17 protein-coding genes are annotated in these 22,473 nt (G+C 66.4%); 9 read left to right on the top strand and 8 right to left on the bottom strand.

Annotated features, from left to right (window positions below):
* Positions 1-151: 151 nt before the first annotated feature.
* Complete coding sequence (locus tag ACNI3Q_RS05435; RefSeq protein ID WP_426274667.1) at positions 152-3,238, top strand: autotransporter outer membrane beta-barrel domain-containing protein; 3,087 nt, start codon at positions 152-154, stop codon at positions 3,236-3,238.
* A gap of 453 nt (positions 3,239-3,691) precedes the next feature.
* On the opposite strand, the gene ACNI3Q_RS05430 is transcribed toward ACNI3Q_RS05435, so the two are convergent.
* The 6 genes from ACNI3Q_RS05430 to ACNI3Q_RS05405 all read right to left on the bottom strand — a co-directional run bounded on the left by ACNI3Q_RS05430 (position 3,692) and on the right by ACNI3Q_RS05405 (position 7,856).
* Positions 3,692-5,095: an ammonium transporter gene (locus ACNI3Q_RS05430; protein ID WP_426274665.1), complete on the bottom strand. Its 1,404-nt coding sequence runs from the start codon at positions 5,093-5,095 to the stop codon at positions 3,692-3,694.
* Positions 5,096-5,109: 14 nt separating this feature from the next.
* Positions 5,110-5,448: a P-II family nitrogen regulator gene (locus ACNI3Q_RS05425; RefSeq protein WP_260020700.1), complete on the bottom strand. Its 339-nt coding sequence runs from the start codon at positions 5,446-5,448 to the stop codon at positions 5,110-5,112.
* Between the two features lie 157 nt (positions 5,449-5,605).
* The gene (locus ACNI3Q_RS05420; RefSeq protein WP_426274663.1) at positions 5,606-5,809 is read right to left on the bottom strand and encodes a putative signal transducing protein; all 204 of its coding nucleotides are present in this window, start codon (positions 5,807-5,809) and stop codon (positions 5,606-5,608) included.
* Complete coding sequence (gene tldD / locus ACNI3Q_RS05415; protein ID WP_426274661.1) at positions 5,809-7,239, bottom strand: metalloprotease TldD; 1,431 nt, start codon at positions 7,237-7,239, stop codon at positions 5,809-5,811. The genes ACNI3Q_RS05420 and tldD overlap by 1 nt, the downstream gene beginning before the upstream one ends.
* A 19-nt stretch (positions 7,240-7,258) precedes the next feature.
* A complete protein-coding gene (locus tag ACNI3Q_RS05410; protein ID WP_426274659.1) occupies positions 7,259-7,489 on the bottom strand; it encodes a zinc-finger domain-containing protein in 231 nt (76 codons plus the stop codon).
* 58 nt (positions 7,490-7,547) lie between these two features.
* Positions 7,548-7,856 (bottom strand): hypothetical protein, encoded by a 309-nt coding sequence (locus ACNI3Q_RS05405; protein ID WP_426274657.1) that lies wholly within the window; start codon positions 7,854-7,856, stop codon positions 7,548-7,550.
* A 122-nt stretch (positions 7,857-7,978) separates the two neighbouring features.
* Between ACNI3Q_RS05405 and ACNI3Q_RS05400 the strand changes: the two genes are divergently transcribed.
* Positions 7,979-8,896, top strand: coding sequence for an ABC transporter ATP-binding protein (locus tag ACNI3Q_RS05400; RefSeq protein ID WP_426274655.1), 918 nt, complete (start codon positions 7,979-7,981; stop codon positions 8,894-8,896).
* A gap of 19 nt (positions 8,897-8,915) precedes the next feature.
* On the opposite strand, the gene ACNI3Q_RS05395 is transcribed toward ACNI3Q_RS05400, so the two are convergent.
* Positions 8,916-9,812, bottom strand: a complete 897-nt coding sequence (locus ACNI3Q_RS05395; protein ID WP_426274653.1) for a CE1 family esterase — start codon at positions 9,810-9,812, stop codon at positions 8,916-8,918.
* Positions 9,813-9,898: 86 nt separating this feature from the next.
* Here ACNI3Q_RS05395 and nadB point away from each other — a divergent pair, with 86 nt between their 5' ends.
* The 4 genes from nadB to ACNI3Q_RS05375 all read left to right on the top strand — a co-directional run bounded on the left by nadB (position 9,899) and on the right by ACNI3Q_RS05375 (position 17,128).
* Positions 9,899-11,488, top strand: a complete 1,590-nt coding sequence (gene nadB / locus ACNI3Q_RS05390) for an L-aspartate oxidase (RefSeq protein WP_426274651.1) — start codon at positions 9,899-9,901, stop codon at positions 11,486-11,488.
* A gap of 108 nt (positions 11,489-11,596) precedes the next feature.
* Entirely contained in the window at positions 11,597-12,766 is a 1,170-nt protein-coding gene (locus tag ACNI3Q_RS05385; RefSeq protein ID WP_426274649.1) for a serine hydrolase, read from the top strand.
* 47 nt (positions 12,767-12,813) lie between these two features.
* Positions 12,814-15,615 carry a DNA polymerase I gene (gene polA, locus ACNI3Q_RS05380; protein ID WP_426274647.1) on the top strand — a complete coding sequence of 934 codons (2,802 nt, stop codon included), beginning with the start codon at positions 12,814-12,816 and terminating at the stop codon, positions 15,613-15,615.
* Between the two features lie 10 nt (positions 15,616-15,625).
* Positions 15,626-17,128 carry a lipopolysaccharide biosynthesis protein gene (locus ACNI3Q_RS05375; RefSeq protein WP_426274645.1) on the top strand — a complete coding sequence of 501 codons (1,503 nt, stop codon included), beginning with the start codon at positions 15,626-15,628 and terminating at the stop codon, positions 17,126-17,128.
* Positions 17,129-17,154: 26 nt separating this feature from the next.
* Here the strand turns inward: ACNI3Q_RS05375 and ACNI3Q_RS05370 are convergent, their stop codons facing one another.
* Positions 17,155-18,165 carry a sugar kinase gene (locus tag ACNI3Q_RS05370; RefSeq protein WP_426275621.1) on the bottom strand — a complete coding sequence of 337 codons (1,011 nt, stop codon included), beginning with the start codon at positions 18,163-18,165 and terminating at the stop codon, positions 17,155-17,157.
* A gap of 250 nt (positions 18,166-18,415) precedes the next feature.
* On the opposite strand from ACNI3Q_RS05370, the gene ACNI3Q_RS05365 reads away from it, so the two are divergent.
* From ACNI3Q_RS05365 to ACNI3Q_RS05355, 3 genes are read left to right on the top strand one after another with little or no spacing between them, the layout of a single operon-like run.
* Positions 18,416-20,044: a DUF4153 domain-containing protein gene (locus tag ACNI3Q_RS05365; RefSeq protein WP_426274643.1), complete on the top strand. Its 1,629-nt coding sequence runs from the start codon at positions 18,416-18,418 to the stop codon at positions 20,042-20,044.
* 11 nt (positions 20,045-20,055) lie between these two features.
* A complete protein-coding gene (locus ACNI3Q_RS05360) occupies positions 20,056-20,760 on the top strand; it encodes a response regulator transcription factor (protein WP_426274641.1) in 705 nt (234 codons plus the stop codon).
* Entirely contained in the window at positions 20,757-22,346 is a 1,590-nt protein-coding gene (locus ACNI3Q_RS05355; RefSeq protein ID WP_426274639.1) for a sensor histidine kinase, read from the top strand. Before ACNI3Q_RS05360 ends, ACNI3Q_RS05355 begins: the two co-directional genes overlap by 4 nt.
* Positions 22,347-22,473: the final 127 nt, after the last annotated feature.

Raw genomic sequence — 22,473 nt, 5'->3', positions numbered from 1 at the left:
AGGCGGCACCGGCCCGCTCCTGCACCCGGCTACCCAGCGGCAGTATCTCATGGGTGGCCGGGTGGAAGAGCGGGCCGGTGCCGCTTCCGTATGGACAAACCGTGCCTTGCGGCCTGTGCCTTGTTGCCGTGCGTATCGTGAGAGGGGAATTATGCGTTTGTTGCTCGCCTCGGCCAGTGTGGCCGCAATCGCCGTGGTCTTTGCCACTGGCGAGGCTCAGGCCCAGCGCCAGATCACGACCGCCATCACCACACCGGTGACGACGGGCTCTGCGGCCGACAATGGCGCCCCCGCCGACATCACCATCACCAGCGCGGGCAGCATCCGGCCGACGACCAGCGGCGCCGCCGTCACGGTGAATAGCGACAATGACGTCACCAATCAGGGGACGATCGGGTACAACAACGTCAACAATGCCGACGGCATCCTGATCACGACCGGCGGCACCGGGACGATCACCAATTCCGGCGCGATCACGCTGCTGGAGGACTATACACCGACTGACACCGACACCGACGGCGATATCGACGGCGCCTTTGCCCAGGGGCAGAACCGGTTCGGCATCCGCACGACGGGCGCGTTCGTCGGCTCCATCGTCAACAGCGGCACGATCACGGTCGAGGGCAATGATTCGGGCGGCATCCGTCTGGCCGGCCCGATGACGGGTTCGCTGAACAGCAGCGGCACGATCAATGTGCTGGGCGATCGCACCATCGGCATCCGTACGGATGACGTGTCCGGCAATGTTACCGTTCGCGGCGCCGTGACGGCACAGGGGCGCGATGCCGTTGGCGTTGCGATCGACGGCGATGTCGGCGGCGCGCTGGTGTTTCAGGGGACGGTGAACGCCACCGGATACCGGTCGATCAATCGCCCCGCGATCGTCACCACGCTGGATGCCGACGACCTGCTGATCGGCGGTCCGGCCATCCGCATTGCGGGCAATGTCGCTGGCGGGGTCCTGTTCGATATCCCGCCCGTGGAAAGCAACGCCAACAGCACCGATGACGACAATGACGGCATCGCCGATGCTCAGGAAGGGACGGCGGCAATCGCCTCCTATGGTTCTGCCCCGGCGCTGGCGGTCGGTTCTGCCGACAATATCGTGATCGGCGGGGTGGCGGGCGATGCCGAGGGACACGGCATCGTCGTGCGCGGCTCGATCCTGGCCGCCGGTGTCTATGACAATGTCGATGCGGTTGCGATCCGGATCGGTGGCCAGGGCGGCACGGTCGACCTGACCGGCGGCATTCGTCTGGGCGGTACCGTGTCGGCCACCGGCACGCGCGATGCGACGGCAGTGCAGCTTGCCGCTGGCGCGCTGGTCGACCGGGTTACGATTGCGAACCAGCTGGGCGTACAGGTGGGCGGCACCGGCACGGCGCGCGGCGTCCTGATCCAGCAGGGGGCAGTGGTGCCGGTGCTGGCCAACAGCGGTGCGATCGGCGTCGCCGCCGGGGACAAGGGCAATGCCATCGCCATTCAGGATCAGTCCGGCACGCTGGCACTGGTCACCAATACCGGCCGGATCGCCGTTGGCGCGACCACCGGCACGCTGACCAATGGCACCGCCATCGATCTGGCGGCGAACACCAGCGGCGCGACGATCCGGCAACAGGCAAGCACGGCCAATGCCTCGCCCGCGATCCTCGGCAATATCCGGATGGGCAGTGGTTCCGACCTGCTCGATCTTCAGGCGGGTTCGATCATCGGCAATGTCGATTTCGGCGGCGGAGCGGACCGACTGGTGATCGCCAACAACGCTATCCTGATCGGCAGCCTGACCAATGCCGCCGCACTGAGCGCGGATCTTGCCGGGCGGCTTGAGTTCGGGAGCGGGACGGCGGCATCCATCGGATCGCTGTCGGTCGCATCGACCGGCGTGCTGGGCATCACCATCGACGAGTCCAGCACCAATGCCTCGCGCCTGAATGTCGCGGGCAACGCATCCTTTGCGCAAGGCGCGACGCTGGCCGTCAATCTGCGCAGCGTCTCGACGGCGCAGGGCAGCTATTCGATCCTGGATGCCGGTACGCTGACCGGAGGGCAGAACCTGACGCTGGGGACAGCGGGATTGCCCTTCCTGTTCGACGGCACGCTGGTTGTCGACAATGCCAATGCCGCCATCACGCTGAACGTCGATCGCAAGACGGCGGGCGAGCTTGGCTTCAATCGCTCGCTCAGCAGCGCCTATGACGCGGTGTTCGCGGTGATCGATCGGGATGACGATATCCGCGACGTGTTCCTGGCCGCGCCCGACGCGGAAACGGTGCGCGAACGGTTCGGCAGTTTTCTGCCCGAACATACCGGCGGTGTGTTCCAGAACGTCACGCTGGCCACGCGCACGGCCGCGCGCTCGCTGGAAACCGTGCCGACCGATGCCATCGCGTCGCGCGGGACGGGCGTGTTTTTCAACACCATGGTCTGGGGCACCAGCAAGGATGAAGGCGATACCCAGGCGTATCGCGTCAACGGCTGGGGCGTGCAGGGCGGCGGCGAATTGTCGCTGGGCGATGCCGGCCGCATCGGCGCCTCGCTTGCCCTGTATCTGGGCCTCAACGAAACGCGCGGCAATTTCAACTCGGTCGAAACCAGCCAGTATGAAGCCGCGGTGCACTGGCGTCGCAAGGCGGGCGGCCTGACCACCTTTGCACGCGGCGCCTATTCGTTGATCGGGTTTCAAAGCCAGCGCCGGTTCGACGTCGTCTCCGAAAGCGTCAATTTCAGCCGGGTCGCCACTGCCGATTATGGCGGCGGCCTGATCTCCGGCATTGCCGGCGCGACCTATGAGGCGCGGCTGAGCGACCGGTTCCGCGTGCGCCCGCGCGTGGCGGTCGATTATTTCCGCCTGACCGAAAACGGCTTTACCGAAGAAGGCGGCGGCAACGCGTTCAACCTGATCGTCGACAAGCGCGTCAGCGACGAGGCGGCGGTCGAAGGTACGGTGACGCTCGGCTATGAGCTGGGCAGCCTGGACAATGCCGGCACGCCCGTGCGCGCAGAGGTCGAAGGCGGCTATCGCAAGATCGTCGGCGGATCGGTGGACAACACCACCGCGCGCTTCACTGATGGCCAGCCCTTTACGCTGGAGCCGCAGCGCCGCGTTGACGGCTGGGTCGGCCGTGGCCGCATGCTCGGCGGGTCCGAAGGGTTCCAGTTCGGGGCCGAAGGTAGTGCAGAGGATCAGGCCGGTGCGCTGAACCTTGGCCTGCGCCTGGGCGTCCAGATCGGCTGGTGACGCGCCGACGCTCCGCCGGGCCGTCCTGCGTCGGCCCGGTGCACAGCGTGGAGATTGCGAGCGCCGCTTCCTCGGTCTTGTTGCCGATTAGCCTCTGACAGCCTGCTTGATCGGGGCGACTGCCGGCGGCCGTCATCGACAGCCGACTGATCCACACACCGGGCTGGGCCGGGGGGCTGAACCCCATTCGCGCGCCGGATTGACGGGCAGCGGCGGCGCGATCGGCCGGCCCTGATCCGTCACCCGCATACGATCTGACTGCCCCCGGTGCCAGCCAACCGCTCGCCCTGCCGCGCAAGCAAATCCGCCTGCACCACGTCTTCCCCGCTGTCCGGCGCATCGATCGGGCGGAGGCCAAAAAAAGGGGCCGGTGGTCGAAACCACCGGCCCTTAGGGGTCCGCAGGAGGAACCTCTTGGGGGCGGGCGCTTCTGGCGGCGCCCGCCCGATTGCATCACAGGTTGTAGGCGCGCTCCCCGTGCTCGCTGATGTCGAGGCCGTCATGCTCGACTTCGGCGGTGGGACGCAGGCCGATGGTGTATTTGAGCGCCAGGAACAGCACGGTGCTGACCACGCCGGTCCACACGATGGTGGTGCCGACGGCCCAGATCTGGGTCATGATCTGCGCTGCCATGTCATACGCGCCTGCCTTGGCGACCGGTGCGGTGTAATCGATCCAGCCCTGGCCACCGAAGTTCGGGTTGGCGACGATGCCGGTGCCGATGGCGCCGATGATGCCGCCCACGGCGTGGATGCCGAACACGTCCAGCGAGTCGTCATAATTCAGCTTGTTCTTCACCGTGGTGACGAAGAAGAAGCAGACGAGCGAGGCGACCGCGCCCAGCAGGATCGCCGTGCCCGGATGGGCAAAGCCGGCGGCCGGGGTGATCGCCACCAGACCGGCGACGACACCCGACGCCCCGCCCAGCAGCGACGGCTTCTTGTGAACGATCTGTTCGATGATCGCCCAGGTCGCGCCGGCAGCGGCGGTAGCGGTGAAGGTGTTGATGAAGGCCAGCGCACCGAACGCATTGGCTTCCAGACCAGAGCCCGCGTTGAACCCGAACCAGCCGATCCAGAGCAGCGAAGCGCCGATCATGGTCATCACCAGGCTATGCGGCGGCATGGGCTCGCTCTTGTAGCCGATGCGCGGGCCGATCACGATGCAGCCGATCAGACCGGCGACACCCGCATTGATGTGGACCACGGTACCGCCGGCAAAATCCAGCGCGCCCCAGCCCCACAAAAGGCCGCTGTCATCGGGCGCGGCGTGCAGGAAGTCCGGGCCGGCCCAGTACCACACCATGTGCGCGATCGGGAAATAGGCGAGCGTCAGCCACAGCACCGTAAAGATGATCAGCGGCGTGAACTTCACGCGCTCCGCAAACGCGCCGACGATCAACGCGGGCGTGATGCAGGCGAACGTCATCTGGAAGATGACGAACACATATTCGGGCAGATAGACGCCATTGGAAAACGTCGCTGCCAGCGTGGTCGGATCGACGCCGGCCAGGAACATCTTGGAAAAGCCGCCGACATATTTGTTGAGGTCGCCGCCGCTGGTGAATGCCATGGAATAGCCCCAGGCAAACCAGACCAGCGCCGCGACGCAGACGATCGTCAGCACCTGCATCAGCACCGACAGCATGTTCTTGGCGCGCACCAGACCGCCATAGAACAGGGCCAGCGCGGGCACCGACATCATCAAAACCAGTGCGGACGAAATCAGCATCCAGGCGACATCGCCCTTGTTGACCATTTCCGCCGTCGGCGTGAACGGCGCAGGGGCCGCCATGGCGGGCAGGGCTGCGAACAGCCCCAGGCCGGCCGTCGCGGCCAGCTTGAACATGTGCTTCATCGATTCCCCCTTGCTCACAGCGCGGTCTCGTCGGTCTCGCCGGTGCGGATCCGCACGGCCTGACCCAGGTCGAGAACGAAGATCTTGCCATCGCCGATGGCGCCGGTGTTGGCCGCGGCCTGAACGGCCTCGACGACGCGGCCCGCCAGGTCGGATGCGCACGCAACCTCGACCTTCAGCTTGGGCACCATGTTCGTGCTGTATTCGGCGCCGCGATAGATTTCGGTCTGGCCCTTTTGCCGACCGAATCCCTTGACCTCGGTAACGGTCATGCCCGTCACCCCCAGTTCGGTCAGGGCTTCGCGGACTTCATCAAGCTTGAACGGCTTGATGATGGCGATGACTAGTTTCATTGCGCCCCCTTTGCGATTGTTCCGGGGGCATTGATGCAATCACCGTGCCAAAGGGGCGTTCCAGCGTTTTTCGGCAGTTTCGTGACAGGAAATGTTACGAAGCGGTAAAAATTTGTGCAGAAGCGACGCTGTGCCTAAAAATCAGGCAGCCTGAATGTCAGGCAGCGTCGTTCATCAGCGCGCGTGCGGCGTCCAGATCGTCATCGTCCACCATGACGCGCACGGGGATCAGCAGGAAGCTGCCATCGGCAATGCTGGAATCCCCGTCAAATGCCACCGCGCCGATGCCGTGCGATTCCAGCATGCCGACGATCAGATGCGCCTCCACCCGGTCAAATCGGCCAAGCTCTGCCAGCGCCATCAGACGGCGGTTCCGCCCACCGTCAGCCCCTCGACCAGCAGGGTCGGCTGACCGACGCCGGCGGGCACGCTTTGTCCGCCCTTGCCACACATGCCGATCCCTTCGTCCAGGGCGAAGTCATTGCCGATACCGCGCACCTTGGTCAGGCAGCTGGGTCCGTCGCCGATCAGCGTCGCCCCCTTGATCGGGGCGCCCAGCCGGCCGTCCTCGATCCGGTACGCCTCGGTACAGCTGAACACGAATTTGCCGGACACGATATCCACCTGTCCGCCACCGAATGATTTAGCGAAAATGCCGCGCTTGACCCGCGACAGCAGTTCCGCCGGATCGTCGTTGCCGCCCCGCATGAAGGTGTTGGTCATGCGCGGCATCGGCGCATGGGCGAAACTTTCGCGCCGGCCATTGCCGGTGGGCGCGACACCCATCAGCCGGGCGTTCATCCGGTCCTGAATATAACCGCGCAGGATTCCGTCCTCGATCAGGATATTTTCCTGCGTCGGCGTGCCTTCGTCATCGATGGACAGTGACCCGCGCCGCCCGCCGATCGATCCGTCGTCCACCACCGTGACGCCCGGTGCGGCGACGCGGGTGCCGATGCGGCCCGAAAAGGCGCTGGTGCCCTTGCGGTTGAAATCGCCCTCCAGCCCGTGGCCGACCGCCTCGTGCAGCAGCACGCCGGGCCAGCCGGGACCGAGCAGCACGGTCATCTCGCCCGCGGGCGCATCAACCGCCTCCAGATTGACCAGTGCTTGGGCCAGCGCCTCGTCAATCGCGCGGTTCCACGTTTCCGGCGCGATCAGCCGGTCGTAAAGCTCGCGCCCGCCAATGCCGAAACTGCCGGATTCGCGCCGGCCATGCTGTTCCACCACGATCGAGACGTTGAGCCGGGTCAGCGGCCGGATATCGGTGGCGACAAAGCCGTCGGGCCGGACGATCTCGACCACGCTCCACGCGCCGGTCAGCGATACTGACACCTGCACCACGCGCGGGTCGCGCGCGCGGGCGGCCGCATCGATCGTCTGACACAGGTTCACCTTCACATCGAAGGGGACAAGGTCGATCGGATCGGCATCGGTATAGAGGTGCCGGTTATTGCCGCGCGGGGCCAATGCCTTCGGCCCCGTGGCCGGATCGATCAGGGCCAGCGTGTCGCCCGCGCGCGCAATGGCGGCGGCGCTGATCTCGCTGGCATGGGCAAACGCGGTCTGTTCGCCCGACACCGCGCGCAGGCCGAACCCAGCATCGGTGTTGTAGCTTGCCGTTTTCAGCCGCCCGTCATCGAATCCGAACGCCTCGGTCTTTCGATATTGCAGGTACAGCTCGCCATCCTCGGCCCCGGACAGCAGGCGCTCGGTCAGCGATCGTGCCTCGTCGGGTTCAAGCCCATGGCCATAGAGAAACGAGCGGGGATCGGCAGCGGCAATCGTCATGCCACCGAATATAGGGCCCTCAGGCGCTGGCGCCAGACGCGATGTCGAGCAGGGTGGCCGGATCGACGCCATCCGCCGGTCCGCCGATCAGGATGAAGCGCCGGTCGCAATAGCCGCAATCGACATAGCCATGCTCGTCGATTTCCAGGAACACGCGCGGATGGCCCAGCGCGGCGGGAATACCGTCATAGGCACCGTCACAGGAAACGCGGACGGTCGAGGTGCGGGTGATGGTCGGCGGCGTCATCATGATACGCCGATTAGCAGCGCACCGGGACTGCTGCAATCGCCCGCGTAACCGGCCCGCTTCATTCGAACAGCGCCTTGACCTCGGCTTCCATGCGCCTGCTGCAGCCGACGCTGGCCTCCCGTGCCTGTTCTGCGGTCATTTCGGCGTCGATTTGTTCGAACCGCTGCTTGGTGTCGGCCCCGCAGCGGGCATGAAGCTTGCCGACGAAATACATCCCGGCGGTTTGGAACCCGCCTTGCGCATCGGGTTCCACGATATCGATCATCTTCATCAGCGCCACGGCACAGGTCGTATCGGCGCGCTCTGCCTCTGCCTCTGCCTGAGCGGACACGACCATCAGGGCAGCGAGCGCAAATCCGGCGATCATTCATTTTCTCCGACACGGGACGGAATGTCCGGTCCGTGGCTGAACCGAAATTGCCGGGTTCGCAAGCGCTGGCGGGACGGCGGGGCTTGCACTGGCGCGCCATGCGCCGCACATCGCGGCACATGACCGACGCCGCGATCCGCATCGACAGCCTGGCCAAGACGTACAAGGGCGGCAAGCGCGCGCTTGACGGTGTGACCTTTGACGTCCCGCGGGGCCAGATCTTTGGCTTGCTGGGGCCGAACGGCGCGGGCAAATCGACGCTGATCAACATTCTGGCAGGTCTGGTGAACAAGACTGGCGGCACGGCCGAAATCTGGGGCTTCGACATCGACCGGCACCCGCGCAATGCCAAGGCGTCGATCGGCATTGTCAATCAGGAGATTATCTTCGACCCCTTTTTCACGCCTGCCGAAACGCTGGAAATCCAGGCCGGCCTGTTCGGCGTGGCCAAGGGCGATCGGCGGACGATGGAGCTGTTGCGCGCCATGGGGCTGGAGGACAAGGCCAATGCCTATTCCCGCACCTTGTCGGGCGGCATGAAGCGGCGGCTGATGGTGGCCAAGGCGATGGTGCATTCACCGCCCGTGCTGGTGCTGGACGAACCGACGGCGGGCGTGGACATTCAGCTGCGCCAGCAATTGTGGGATTATGTGCGCGGCCTCAACCAGCGCGGCGTCACCATCGTGCTGACGACGCACTATCTGGAAGAAGCGGAGCAGCTGTGCGACCGCATCGCCATCATCAATCACGGCCGGCTGATCGCCAATGAACCGACCCGCGCGCTGGTCGGCATGGCTCAGGAAAAGCTGGTCGAGGTGACGGTGGACCGCGATCTGGCCACCCTGCCCCAGGCGCCGTGTTTCCAGAAGATCGAGCGAAAGGGCGACCGTATCCTCGACATCACCTATCGCAAGGATCAGGCGAATGCCGGCGACGTGCTGGGCGCGGTGCAGGCGGCCGGATACGGCATCGTCGATGTCAGTACGCGCGAGGCGGATCTGGAGGACGTGTTCCTGAACCTGACGGCGGCGGCCTGACGGCTAACCTCGGCCGGCGCTATCGACGCCGATGGCGGGACAGGAACGCCCACAGCGCGTCATTGTCCGGCGTCCAGACATGGCCCGCGCCCCGCGTGACCCAGCCGATCACGCGCGCCCCGTCCCGGCAGTCGCCATATCCCTGTTCGATGATGCCGGGGGCTGCCTCGCGCGCGGCCAGCATCGTGCGACAACCATTGATGTCGGCCCATCGGGCCATCGCCCGCGCCATGCCATATTGCCAATAACCCGCACCGCCGCCCGCCACCGGGTTCACCGTATCGGCATCCCCGGCAAAGGCGATGACGGGTACCGGGCGATCCGGCGCACAGGTTGCCGGATCGGGAAAGCCGGAACCATCGCTGCGCGGGTTGCCCGCACGAAGGCCGACCACCGGGGCGATCGCCGCGATGCGATCCGACGCCACGCAGCCGAGCCATGAGGTCATCCGGCCACCGCCCGAAAAGCCGGTGGCATAGACACGCTGCCGATCGATGCAGCCTCTTGCCGCCAGCCAGTTGATCGCGGCGCCGATAAACGCGACATCGTCGGCATCCTGTGCCGTGGGCATGGCCCCGGTCACGGTCGGCACGCCGGGAATGTTCCAGACGAAACCCCCGCCCGCCGCGATGCCGCCATCGGGCGCGATCAGCAGAAATCCGTGCCGGTCGCTGGTATCTGCCAATCCCGATTCCTTCAGGATGGCCGATCCCGATCCGCCGCTGCCATGCAGGGCGAACAGCACGGGCAGGCGACCCCGTTCATGGTCCGCGGGACGATGGATCCATGCCGACCGCCCGGTCTGGCCGATGGGCACGCGGCCGGTGGTGCCGGGGTCGGGCAGGCGGCAATCCTGCGCAGCGGCGGGGGAGACAAGCCAGCCAAGGGCGATGAGCAACGCGAACAGATACCGCATGGGACAAAGCCTAGGCCGCTCTGCCTGCAACCGAAAGGTTGAACTTTCCGGCGCTTGCCCATAGCGCGGGGAAAAGGGAGTTCCGCTTGTCCAACGATCCCCATAGCGCAGACATCCTGGTCATCGGTTCCGGCGCCGCCGGGCTGACGGCCGCGCTCAACCTGGCCGACCGGTTCCGCGTCACCGTGCTGGCCAAGGGCGGGCTGGCCGAAGGGTCGACGGCCTGGGCGCAGGGCGGCATCGCGGCGGTGCTGGAGGAAGGCGACACCTTCGAAAGCCATATCGAGGATACGATGGTCGCGGGCGCCGGCCTGAATGACCGGGCGACCGTCGAGTTCGTGGTCGAGGGCGCGCCAGCGGCCATCCGGCGGCTGGAGGAGCTGGGCGTTCCGTTCAACATGGACGGCAACACGCTTCACCTGACGCGCGAAGGGGGCCACAGCCACCGGCGCATCGTCCATGTCAACGACGCGACCGGATGGGCGGTGCAGGAGGCGCTGCTGAACGCGGCGCGCGCGCACCGCAACATTACGTTGGTGCCCGACATGGTGGTCATCGACCTGGCGACCAGCCGCCACGAAACCCGCTACTCCGGCGCGGGGCAGGTCTGGGGCGTCTATGCGCTCAACCGCGCCACCGGCCGGGTGGAGCTGTTCACCGCGCGGGCGACTGTGCTGGCGACGGGCGGGGCGGGCAGAACCTATCAGTTCAGTACGGCGCCACGCGGCGCCACGGGCGACGGCATCGCCATGGCCTGGCGGGCGGGCGCGCGCGTGTCGAACATGGAATTCATGCAGTTCCACCCGACCTGCCTGTTCAACCTAGACGTCAAGAATTTCCTGATCACCGAGGCGGTGCGGGGCGAGGGCGGGCATCTGCTGATCCCCGACACCGGATACCGGTTCATGCCGGATTTCGATCCCCGGCTGGAACTTGCGCCCCGCGACGTCGTGGCCCGCGCGATCGATCATGAGATCAAGCGGCTGGGCCTGGATTACGTCCATCTGGACATCAGCCATCGCGGCCCGGATTTCGTGAAGGAGCATTTCCCGACCATTCATGCCAAGCTGCTGACGCTGGGCATCGACATGACGGTCAATCCGATCCCGGTGGTGCCGGCCCAGCATTATACCTGTGGCGGGGTGGTGATCGACCGCGACGGGCGCACCGACCTGCCCGGCCTGTATGCCGCGGGCGAGGTGACGCAGTCCGGCCTGCACGGCGCGAACCGGCTGGCCAGCAACAGCCTGCTCGAATGTTTCGTGTTCGGCGAGGCTGCGGCCAGGCATATCGATGCCAACTGGGACGAATTCCGCCCGGTGCCCGCCATCCGCCCCTGGGACGAAAGCCGGGTGACGGACAGCGACGAGGAAGTGATCATCAAGCAGAACTGGACCGAGATCCGCCGGTTCATGTGGAATTATGTCGGCATCGTGCGGACCACCAAAAGGCTGGAGCGCGCCGCCCACCGCATCAAGCTGCTGACCGAGGAGGTGGAGGATTATTACGGCCATTTCCGCGTCACGCCCGACCTGATCGAGCTGCGCAACCTGTTGCAATCGGCCGATTTGATCGTCCGCTCGGCGCTGCATCGCAAGGAAAGCCGGGGCCTCCACTATACGCTGGATTATCCCGACCTGCTGCCACAGGCGCTGGACACCGTGCTGGTTCCGTAACGGGATTCGGTTCATCGCCGCACTGCAACAGTCCATCGCATCCGGGCGTGGTTGTTGTTGGGCTGTTCAGCCTGCTGATGTCATGAATCCTGCCATGAGCATCGGGGCATGATCGGGACGGAGCGGGATCCACGGCAACATCCGCTGTCGAGCATCGGCGCGCTCGCGCTGCTGCTGGTCGGCTGTGTCGCGCCGTCCAGTCCGCAAGCATCCGTGCGACCCGCCATTGGCGTGCCGCAGGCTCAGGCCCGGACGACTGCACAACGGACAGTGCAGCCGCCCGTCCGCCCGGTTTACACCCCGCCGCCCATGCCCGTGCGGCGGCCCGCGCCGCCCCCGCCGCCCGTCGCGCCCGCCGCCCTGTCGGCGACGATCGACCGGCTGGGCCGCGATTTCGGCGGCAAGCTGGGCATTGCCGTGGTCAGCACCGATCAGCGTTGGTCGACGGCGTTCAATGGCGATGTGCCCATGCCGCAGCAAAGCGTCAGCAAGCTGTGGGTCGCCATCACGCTGATGGACCTGCGCGATCAGGGTCGGTTGACGCTGGACGATCCGATTACCGTCCGGCCAGAGGATATTACGCTGTTCCATTCGCCGGTATCGGCGCTGGTCAGGGGGGACGGCTATCGCACCACGGTGCGCGACCTGCTCGCCCGGGCCATGATGTCCAGCGACAATACCGCCAATGACCGGCTGCTCAATTATGTCGGCGGCCCCGAAGCGGTGCGCCGGATGGTCGCGCAAAAGGGGCTTGGATCGATCAAGTTCGGCCCGGGCGAACGATTGCTGCAATCCCAGACCGCTGGCCTTGCCTGGCGTCAGGAATATGCCGGGCGGGCATTCTATACGGCGCGGGCCAATCTGCCGCTGGTCACCCGGCAAAAGGCATTCGATGCCTATGTCGCCAATCCGATGGACGGCGCGGCGGCCAGTGCGATCGCTCATGCGCTGGTGCGCCTGCACAAGGGCGAATTGCTGTCCGAAGGATCGACGGCGCATCTGATGGGCCTGATGGAAGGATCGCGGACCGGCAAGGAACGGCTGCGCGGCGGCGTGCCCGTCGGCTGGCGGTTCGGACACAAGACCGGCACGGGCCAGGATCTGATGGGCCGGACGGCCGGCTATAACGATGTCGGCATCCTGATCGCGCCGGACGGGCGCAGCTATGGCCTTGCCGTGCTGATCGGCGACACCCGCCGCCCGATCCGCGAACGACAGGCGCTGATGCAGGCGGTGGTGCAGGCCATCGTCGCCAGCCACGCCGCGCCGCTTGGCTGACGTCGCAGCCGCTCGCCATCCCCGTCCGCCGCTGCTAAGCCGCCGCCATGGCGAACCATCTGTATCTGGTCGACGGATCGAGCTTCATCTTCCGCGCCTATCACGTGCTGCCCAAGCTGACGAACCAGCATGGCGAGCCGGCGGGCGCGGTCTATGGCTATACCACCATGTTGTGGAAACTGGCCAAGGACCTGAACGATGCGGATGGACCCACCCATCTGGCGGTGATCCTGGATAAGTCGGAAACGACGTTCCGCAACGCATTGTACGATCAGTACAAGGCGCATCGTCCCCCCGCGCCAGAGGATTTGCGGCCGCAATTCCCGATGATCCGCGATGCGACCCGCGCGTTCAGCCTGCCTTGCATCGAAGAGGCGGGGTGGGAGGCGGACGACCTGATCGCCAGCTATGCCCGCGCCGCGACCGCGCGGGGGTGGCAGGTGACGATCGTCAGCTCCGACAAGGATCTGATGCAGCTGCTCGATCATCCCGGCGTCGATATGCTCGACACCATGAAGGACCGGCGCATGGGGCCGGAGGCGGTGGTCGAAAAATTCGGCGTCGGTCCCGAAAAGCTGGGCGAGGTGCTGGCGCTGATGGGCGACAGCGTGGACAATGTGCCCGGCGTTCCCGGCGTGGGGCCGAAAACGGCGGCCAAGCTGATCCTGGAACATGGCGATGTGGAGGGCGTGCTGGCCGCCGCGCCGTCGATGAAGCCGGGCAAGCTGCGCGACAATCTGATCGAACATGCCGACATGGCGCGCCTGTCGCGCAAGCTGGTCGCCCTGGCCGAGGATGTGCCGCTGCCCGAGCCGCTGGACGACATGGCACTGAACGGCATTCCCGAAGCACCGCTGCGCAGTTTCCTTGAGCATCACGGCTTTCGATCGCTGCTGGCCAAGCTGGCCCCGGCGGCTGGCGGCGGGGCGGATGCGGGTGCAGCCCCCGCCGCCGGCGTCCAGGCTGCGCCTCAGCCGGCAATGCCGGTCGCCCCGTCCGATCCGCCCATCGACCGGTCGCGGTACGAAACCGTGACGACGATCGATGCGCTCGACCGCTGGGTTGCGGATGCGCGCCATATCGGCGTGGTTGCGGTCGATACCGAAACCTCGGCGCTGGACTGCATGGCTGCCGAGCTGGTCGGGATCAGCCTGTCCACCGCGCCGGGCAATGGCTGCTACATTCCGCTTGCCCATCGCGGCCATGACCTGTTGTCCGACCGGCCTGATCAGCTTGCGCTGGCCCAGGTGGTCGAACGGCTCGGCCCGCTGCTGGCCGATCCCGGCGTGCTCAAGGTGGGGCACAATCTGAAATACGACCTGATCGTGCTGGCCCGGCACGGCATGACGGTCAGCCCCTATGACGACACCATCGTGATGAGCTTTGCGCTGGATGCCGGTCGCCGCCCCGGTCATGGCATGGACGAGCTGGCGATGGACCATCTTGGCCATCAGTGCATTGCGTTCAAGGAAGTCGTTGGCACCGGCAAGGCGCAGAAAAGCTTTGGCGAAATCGACCTGGCCAGCGCCACCGCCTATGCTGCCGAGGATGCGGAGGTGACACTGCGGCTGTGGCGTGCCTTCAAGCCGCGCCTGGCGTTCGAGGGCGGCACGCGCGTCTATGAATGTGTCGATCGCGGCCTTGTCCAGGTTCTCGCCGGCATGGAAATGGCGGGGGTCAAGGTGGATAGCGCCCGCCTGTCCCGGCTCAGCCACGAATTTGGCGAGCAGATGGTGGCGCTGGAGGCGCGGATCCATGAGGCAGCCGGTGGTCCCTTTGCCATCGGCAGCCCGAAACAGCTGGGCGAGGTGCTGTTCGACCGGCTTGGCCTCAAGGGCGGGCGCAAGGGCAAGACGGGCACCTATTCCACCGACGTCACCGAGCTTGAACGCATCGCCGCGATGAAGGACACGCCGGGGGCAGAGGTCGCCCGGCTGGTGCTCGACTGGCGACAGCTGTCCAAGCTGAAATCCACCTATACCGATGCGTTGCAGCAACAGGTTAACGCCAGCACGGGCCGGGTGCACACCAGCTATTCCCTGACCGGCGCTCAGACAGGGCGCCTGTCGTCCACGGACCCCAACCTGCAGAATATCCCGATCCGTACCGAAACCGGCCGCCAGATCCGCGACGCGTTCGTGGCGGAACCGGGCAATGTCATCCTGGCCGCCGACTATTCGCAGATCGAATTGCGGCTGGCCGCGCACATTGCCGATGTGCCTGCCCTGCGCGAGGCGTTCGCCGCCGGAGAGGATATTCACAACCGGACGGCGATGGAATTGTTCGGAGAGGTCAATCGCGACACGCGCGGCCGGGCCAAGACGATCAACTTCGCCATCCTCTACGGCATTTCCCGCTGGGGTCTGGCCGGGCGGCTGGATGTGACGCCGGATGAGGCGCAGTCGATGATCGACCGCTATTTCGACCGGTTTCCGGGGATCAGCCGCTATATCGCCGACACGATGATGATGGCCAAGGAAACGGGCTACACGGAGACGCTGTTCGGTCGGAAAACCCATTTCCCGCGCCTGAAATCGCCCAATCAGAATGAACGCGCCGGTTCGGAGCGCGCCGCGATCAACGCGCCCATTCAGGGGACGAGCGCCGATATTATCAAACGCGCGATGATCCGGATGGGACCGGCGCTGGCCGAGGCGGGGCTGCCGAACGTACGGATGCTGATGCAGGTGCATGACGAACTGGTGTTCGAACTGCCAGCCGGCGACGTCGATGCCGCCCGGCCGGTGATCGAACGGGTCATGGCGACGGCGGCCGAACCGGCGGTGACGCTGACCGTGCCGCTGGGCGTCGAAATCGGCGTCGGCGACAGCTGGGGCGCGGCGCATTGAGCCCAATGCGATGAGCGCCGCCAACGAAGAAATCGCCGCGCTGGCCAAGGGCGGGCGGACCAATGTGATGGGCTTTGCCCTGCGTCTGCTCGCGCGGCTGCCCTTCCTGTTCATCGCGGGCCGGTTTTACGGGCCGGAAATTGTCGGCCGGTTTGCGGTTGCCGTACTGGTGGTGGAATTTGCGGCGCTGGTCGCGACGCTGGGCCTCAAGCGCGGCCTTGCCCAGGCATTGAGCACCACCAGCCGCCCGCACACCCATGTCGTCTGGGATGCGCTGATCGTCGCACTGATCGCGTCGCTGATCGCCAGTGCGCTGCTCATCGCCTTTCCGCAGGCCATGTATCCCAACAGCCGCGTGATCGGCTTTGAACGCCTGTTGCCCTTTGTCGTCTTTGCCATTGCCGGCACCGACATTGCGCTGGCGGCGCTGGCCTATCGCCACAATGTCAAGGCGACGGTGACCGCGCGGGCGATTGTCGAGCCATGGACGATCTCCATCGCCGCCTTTGTCCTTTATTACGCTTCCTCCCGCGATGGCCTGATCCTGTCCTATGTGCTGGCGACGTTGGCAACGCTGGTCGCGGCGCTGGTGCCGTTCCTCAAAAGCTATGGCCTGCCGCGCGGCTGGGTGCCGCATCCGACGCCGATGTTCGCGCTGGCCCGACGTAACATGCCGCTGGCCGGGGCCGACACGATCGAATGGGCGACACGCAATGTCGACCGCTTCATCCTGGGCCTGTTGTTCGGTCCTGCGGTCGTGGGCGTCTATTACATGGCGCAACAGGTCGCCTCGCTCCCGCAAAAGCTGAAGACCAGTTTCGATCCCGTGCTTGGCCCGGTGGTGACGCAGGCGCTGAAACGGGATGACCGGGCGGCGGTGGCGGCCCAGATCCGGCAGGTCGGTTTCTGGATCATGGCGGCGCAGGCTGCGCTGGCGCTGATCGGCTCCATCCCGGCCGAAGGGGTGATGGGCGTGATCGGTCCGCAATTCGTGGTCGGCGCGGGCGCGCTGTGCTTCCTCCTATGGGCAGAGGTGCTGGCCAGCCCCGGCGCGGTCGCCGAAAGCGGCCTTGTCTATGTCGCGCGTCACCGCAACCTGATGGTGTCGATCCTGATCCTGTCGGTGCAGGTCGCGCTCAGCTTTGCCCTGGTTGCCATCATGCGCCGGCTGGGCTGGCCGGAGGCGTGGCAGGCGGCTGGCCCCGCCGTTGCGCTGGCCGTCACGCTGATGCTGGGCTCGGCGGTCAAGGGCTGGCTGCTCGCCCAGCTGCTCAAGGCGCCGGTATCGCCGCTGCGCTGGGCGTTCGTCTGGGCCGTGCTGGCGACATCGCTGGTCGGATCGGCGATGACGCAGCTGCCGGAATGGGCGGAGCTGACGATCGGCATTCCAGTGATGCTGATCGTCTATGGCGTGATCCTGTGGCGCTTTGCCTTTGGGCCAGAGGATCGGGCGCTGTTTTCCCGCATCCCGCGCAATGAGGAACCGACGCTGCCGATCGACGAGCGGGTCTGACCCCGCCCGCCGCGCGCAGGTGGTCCTTACCGCCGCACGTCGCGCTCGCCCGAACGGTATGCGGCCAGCAGCGCCGGTGCGATGATCGGCATGTCGCCGGGGATCGAGTGTTTCAGCACCGTCATCGCCAGGCCGGTTTCGGAAATCGTCCGGGCATCGTCGCCGTTCAGCCAGGCATGCAGGCAACCGGCGGCAAAGGCATCGCCGGTGCCGATCCGGTCGACGATCCCGCCGACCGCCTGTTCATCGGTCTGATGCGCGGCATCGGGCAGGTCGATGCGCGCGGCAATCCGGTTGGTGTCGGCATCGACCACATGGCGTGCGGTCGATGCGATCAGCTTGAGGTTGGGGCACAGGGCAAAGGCCGCCTCTGCCGCCTCGCGCCGCCGGTCCTCGCCATCGCCGGAAAAGCTGCGCCCGGTGATCAGCGAGATGTCGCGGTGGTTGCCGAACAGGATATCGGCCTGACCGATCAGTTCGGTCAGCACGCTGCGCGGATCGCTGTCCCATGCCTGCCACAGCTGCGCCCGGTAATTGCCGTCGAAACTAACCGCGACACCCGCCGCCCGCGCCTTGCGCACCGCAGTCAGCGCGGCAGCCGCGCCCGCCGGGCCCAGCGCCGGCGTAATGCCCGAAAGGTGCAGCAGTTTTGCGCCAGACAGCGCGGCGTCGAAATCAAAATCGCTGGGCTGGGCAAGCGCAAAGGCCGAACCGGCGCGGTCATAGGTGATGGCGCTGGCTCGCGCGCCCTGACCCGGTTCCAGGAAATACAGGCCCATTCGCCCCGCCGTCCGGCCGATGGCATCGGTGGCGATGCCGCGCGCTGCCAGCGTGCCAATGGCAAGATCGCCCAGCGGATTGTCCGCCACCCGGCTGATCATCGCCGTCGGGTGGCCCAGCGCCGACAGCCCGGCAAGCACATTGGCCTCGGCCCCGCCGACCTCGATGTCCAGCGACTGGCTCTGCACGATGAGCCGCTTGCCCGGCGGGGTCAGCCGCAACAGCAATTCGCCAAACCCGATGATCCTGCCCTGCATCATGCCTCCTGTCCCTCTGCCGTCCTGCGTGCGGGTGAGATTGATCCACCCGGCACGCCGGCGGCCGACCTCTATCAACCCGGCGTCTGGCCGAACACCGGCAATTTGCAACCCGCCTGTCCCGGCGCGTACCGGTTATCCGGTCTGCACCGGATCTGCACGCCGCCTTCGCCGAAACCGGACGGGAACGACCATCGCCCGTCAATCCCGCCCCGCCATGACCCGTCATGCAATCATGGGAGCCGGTCGAATGCAGATGCGATGGCAGGGAAGTTTCATTGTCCGATGCGGGGTCGCGATCCTGCTTGTGGCGCTGGGCGACTGGCTGTTCTGGCAATGGGGCGGGCTGGGGTCGAACATCGGCTGGTTCACAGGCGCGCTGGCGCTGGCGGCGGTGTCGTTCCGGCCGGGCATTGCCCGATCCGCGGCCGCCATCATCCCGGCGCTGGCCGCGCTGATCCTGGCTGCGATCCTGGCCGATCAGCCAAGCCTGCTGGGCCTTGTCCTGTTCATCGGGGCGCTGGGGATTGCCGTGCTGATCGGGCGGCATCGGGGGTTTGACAGTGCATCGCGCTGGATTGTCCGGATCGTCGTGCACTGCATCCTGGCCATCGTCGGGCCATGGCGCGACCTGATCCGGCTGAGGCGCCGGAGCCGACCGCTGACCGGCGCCGCGTTCTGGCGGCTGGTGCCGCTGCCGCTGATCGGAGGCGCGGTGTTCCTTGCCCTGTTCGCCATGGCCAATCCGGTGATCGAGGTCTGGCTTGGCCGCCTGACCCCGCCGGACCTGGACGCGGAACTGATCGCGCGCTCGATCCTCTGGCTGATGCTCGCCACTTTTGTTTGGGGTTATCTGCGCCCGCGCAAATGGACGCTGCCTGCCGCCAAGCAGGGGATGCCGGGGACAGCTGAAATGCCCGGGTTCACGACCGGGTCGGTCACGACGGCGCTGGTCACGTTCAACCTGCTGTTCGCGCTGCAGAACGGGCTCGACATCGCCTTTCTGTGGAGCGGTGCGCCGTTGCCCGACGGCATGACGCTGGCCGAATATGCGCATCGCGGGGCCTATCCCCTGATCGCAACGGCGCTGCTGGCGGGGCTGTTCGTCCTGGTCGCGCTGCGTCCGGGCACGGCGACGGCAAGCAATCCGCTGGTCCGCTGGCTGGTCATCCTGTGGACCGGCCAGAACCTGTTCCTCGTCGCATCCACGATCGAGCGGACGATGGATTATGTCGAGGCCTATTCGCTGACGCGGCTGCGGATCGCGGCCCTGATCTGGATGGCGCTGGTTGCGGTGGGTCTGGTGCTGATCCTGTGGCGCGTGCTGCGCGGCCATGACGCCCGCTGGCTGGTCAATGCCAATGCGGCGGTGGCCACCGCCGTGCTGATGACGTGCAGCCTCGTCGATCTGGGCGCGATGGCCGCGACGTGGAATGTGCGCCATGCGGCCGAAGCGGGCGGGCGGGGCGCCGAACTTGACCTGTGCTATCTGGATGATCTGGGCAGCGCGTCGCTGATCCCGCTGGTCGAGCTGGAGCTGGCGCGCAACCACGACCCCGTCTTTCTCGATCGCGTCGCCTGGGTACGCAGCGGCCTGTTGCGCCAGACGCTGGGCCGCCAGACCACGGGCGACTGGACCTGGCGCGATCATCGCCGCATCGAAACGGTCAAGGCGATGACCCTTGCCCGCGGGCTGCGCCTGCGCGCATCGCCCGATGACGGCCCGAACGGGCGCGGATGCGACGGCACGCCCAATCCGCCTCCCGTCACGGTTGAGCCGGCGGATGCGCCCGCCGCCGCGCCATCCGCTCCGTCCCCCGATGACCGGACCGGCACGGTGCCCGCCAATCCTTCATTGACGACGGAGGCGGCGCAGTGATCATGTGTTCCATGCCCCGCACCATCCTGGTCGTCGATGATGATCCCCATATCCGGCAACTGCTCAGCTTTGCGTTCGGCAAGGCGGGGCTGGATACGATGGAGGCCGAACATGGCGAGGCGGCGTTGCAGATGGCCGCCCGGCATCCCGTCGATCTGGTCGTGCTCGACATCAACATGCCGCATCTGGACGGACTGGAAACCTGTCGGCGGCTGCGCGCTGCGGGCGATTTGCCGATCCTGTTCCTGTCGTCCCGCGATGACGAGATCGACCGGGTGCTGGGGATCGAGCTTGGTGCCGACGATTATGTCGTCAAACCCTTTTCCCCGCGCGAAGTGGTGGCCCGCGCCATGGCCATCCTGCGCCGGACCAGCGTCAGGCCGGTGCCGGTGGATCAGGGCCGGATGCCCGCGCATGGCCGCCTGTCGCTGGATCTGGAAGGGTGGCAGAGCCGCTGGGCCGATCAGCCGGTGCAGCTGACGGTGACCGAATTCACCATCCTGCGCACCCTGGCATCGGTGCCGGGCAAGGTGTTCAGCCGCGATGCGATCATCGACCGGCTCCACGGCCCGGGTTTTGCCGTGACCGACCGCACGATCGACAGCCATATCCGCAACCTGCGCGCCAAGTTCGCCCGGCTGGGCGGGACGGACGTGGTCGAAACGCGGCCCGGCATTGGCTATTGCCTGGGGCCATGCCTTGGCGGGCCGGCTTGATCGGATTGATCGGATTGGTGAAGCAGCGGCTGAAGGGCTGGCTGAAACGCCATTGGCCTTCGCTTCGGCTGCGCACCATCCTGTTCGGCACGTTGCTGTTCACCGCTGCCCTGCCGGGCGTCGGCGCGCTGTTCCTGCGCGTCTATGAAAACACCCTGGTCCGGCAGACAGAGGCAGAGTTGATCGCGCAAGGGGCGGCGCTGGGCGCGGTGGCACAGGCCCTGTGGCCCGGGGCCCTGCCTGCGCCGCCGGTGCCCGGCTCGCCGTTCCGTCCCGAGGCTTCGACCATCGACCTGCGCACCTCGCCGATTTTGCCGGAGCGTCCGGCCGCGCGGTCGGTGCCGCTGCCCTTGCCCCCCGATGCCGCCCTGCTGGGCGCGCGGCTTGCCCCAATTCTCGACGGGACGCGCCGCACCACCCTTGCCTCGATCCAGGTCGTCGATGCCAATGGCCGCATCCTGATCGGCTATCAGGCGGGGGGCAGCTATGCCGCCGTGCCGGAAGTGCGGTCGGCACTTGCCGGGCAGGTGCGCACCGTGCTGCGCAAGAACGGCGCCTATAGCCAGCGTTACGCCTTTGAATGGCTCAGCCGCGCATCGTCGCTGCGCATCCATCATGTCCGCCCGATCCGCGTCAACGGGCAGGTGGTCGGCGCGCTGCTGCTGTCCCGCTCGCCACGCGCGCTGTTCCGCGGCCTGTACGAGGACCGGGGCAAGATCCTGCTCGGCATCGGGCTGATCTTTGTCACGCTGGTCGGCCTGACCGTGCTGTTGTCGCGGGGCATCGCCCGGCCGATCGACCAGCTGGCGCAAACCACGCGGCAGGTTGCGCTCGGCCGCGGCGTGGTGCCGGAACCACCGGTAACGGCGGCGGTCGAGATCCGCGACCTGTTCGACAATTTCCGGATCATGGCCGACGCGATCGACCGCCGCTCGCGCTATCTGCGCGATTTCGCCGCAGCGGTCAGCCACGAGTTCAAGACGCCGCTGGCCGGGATCTCAGGCGCAGTGGAATTGTTCGAGGATCACGGCAACAGCATGACCGCCGGGGAACGGCAGCGTTTTCTGGGCAACATCAAGGCGGATGCCGCCCGCCTTTCGCAACTCGTATCCCGGCTGCTCGACCTTGCCCGCGCGGACATGAGCCAGTCGGGCAACCAGCCGACGCCCGACCCCATGGCCGTCGTCCGCCGGATCGCCGACGCCAATTGCGTGGAAGGGTTTTTGGTGGAAGCCGTTCCGATGGCCCGCGCCGTGGCGGTACGGGTGCCGCCCGAAAGCATCGAGGCGGTGCTGACCACCCTGATCGACAATGCCCGCCAGGCAGGCGCGGGCCGTGTAAACATCGATCAGCGGGACGATGGCGATATGCTGTGTCTGTCGGTTCAGGATGACGGTCCGGGCATCAGCCCTGCTGAGTCGGACCGGATTTTCGAACCCTTCTACACCACCCGCCGGTCCAGCGGCGGCACCGGCATGGGCCTGACCATCGCCGCCTCCCTCCTGCGCGCGGCAGGCGGATCGATCCGGCTGTCGGCGCATTCGGGGAAAGGCGCACGATTCGAAATGATGCTGCCCAAGGCATAGCGGGCGGCGCGTGCCGTGGCAGGCTGTGACAGTTGAGTTGGCAAGAACAATAGTTCCGAAAGGAACGCTGCTACCAATAAGATTGCTGATTACAAATCAATCGATTAACAGTAATCGAAAGTCAAAT

It is taken from the genome of Sphingomonas eleionomae, from assembly GCF_049889035.1.
Classification (GTDB): domain Bacteria; phylum Pseudomonadota; class Alphaproteobacteria; order Sphingomonadales; family Sphingomonadaceae; genus Sphingomonas.
Note: the sequence above shows the minus strand (reverse complement) of the source record. Positions and strands in the feature narration are given on the sequence as shown.

Coding starts and splice junctions, on each gene's coding strand:
- ACNI3Q_RS05435 (WP_426274667.1), top strand. CDS start 152: ATGCGTTTGTTGCTCGCCTCGGCCAGTGTGGCCGCAATCGCCGTGGTC.
- ACNI3Q_RS05430 (WP_426274665.1), bottom strand. CDS start 5,095: ATGAAGCACATGTTCAAGCTGGCCGCGACGGCCGGCCTGGGGCTGTTC.
- ACNI3Q_RS05425 (WP_260020700.1), bottom strand. CDS start 5,448: ATGAAACTAGTCATCGCCATCATCAAGCCGTTCAAGCTTGATGAAGTC.
- ACNI3Q_RS05420 (WP_426274663.1), bottom strand. CDS start 5,809: ATGGCGCTGGCAGAGCTTGGCCGATTTGACCGGGTGGAGGCGCATCTG.
- tldD (WP_426274661.1), bottom strand. CDS start 7,239: ATGACGATTGCCGCTGCCGATCCCCGCTCGTTTCTCTATGGCCATGGG.
- ACNI3Q_RS05410 (WP_426274659.1), bottom strand. CDS start 7,489: ATGATGACGCCGCCGACCATCACCCGCACCTCGACCGTCCGCGTTTCC.
- ACNI3Q_RS05405 (WP_426274657.1), bottom strand. CDS start 7,856: ATGATCGCCGGATTTGCGCTCGCTGCCCTGATGGTCGTGTCCGCTCAG.
- ACNI3Q_RS05400 (WP_426274655.1), top strand. CDS start 7,979: ATGACCGACGCCGCGATCCGCATCGACAGCCTGGCCAAGACGTACAAG.
- ACNI3Q_RS05395 (WP_426274653.1), bottom strand. CDS start 9,812: ATGCGGTATCTGTTCGCGTTGCTCATCGCCCTTGGCTGGCTTGTCTCC.
- ACNI3Q_RS05385 (WP_426274649.1), top strand. CDS start 11,597: ATGATCGGGACGGAGCGGGATCCACGGCAACATCCGCTGTCGAGCATC.
- polA (WP_426274647.1), top strand. CDS start 12,814: ATGGCGAACCATCTGTATCTGGTCGACGGATCGAGCTTCATCTTCCGC.
- ACNI3Q_RS05375 (WP_426274645.1), top strand. CDS start 15,626: ATGAGCGCCGCCAACGAAGAAATCGCCGCGCTGGCCAAGGGCGGGCGG.
- ACNI3Q_RS05370 (WP_426275621.1), bottom strand. CDS start 18,165: ATGCAGGGCAGGATCATCGGGTTTGGCGAATTGCTGTTGCGGCTGACC.
- ACNI3Q_RS05365 (WP_426274643.1), top strand. CDS start 18,416: ATGCAGATGCGATGGCAGGGAAGTTTCATTGTCCGATGCGGGGTCGCG.
- ACNI3Q_RS05360 (WP_426274641.1), top strand. CDS start 20,056: ATGCCCCGCACCATCCTGGTCGTCGATGATGATCCCCATATCCGGCAA.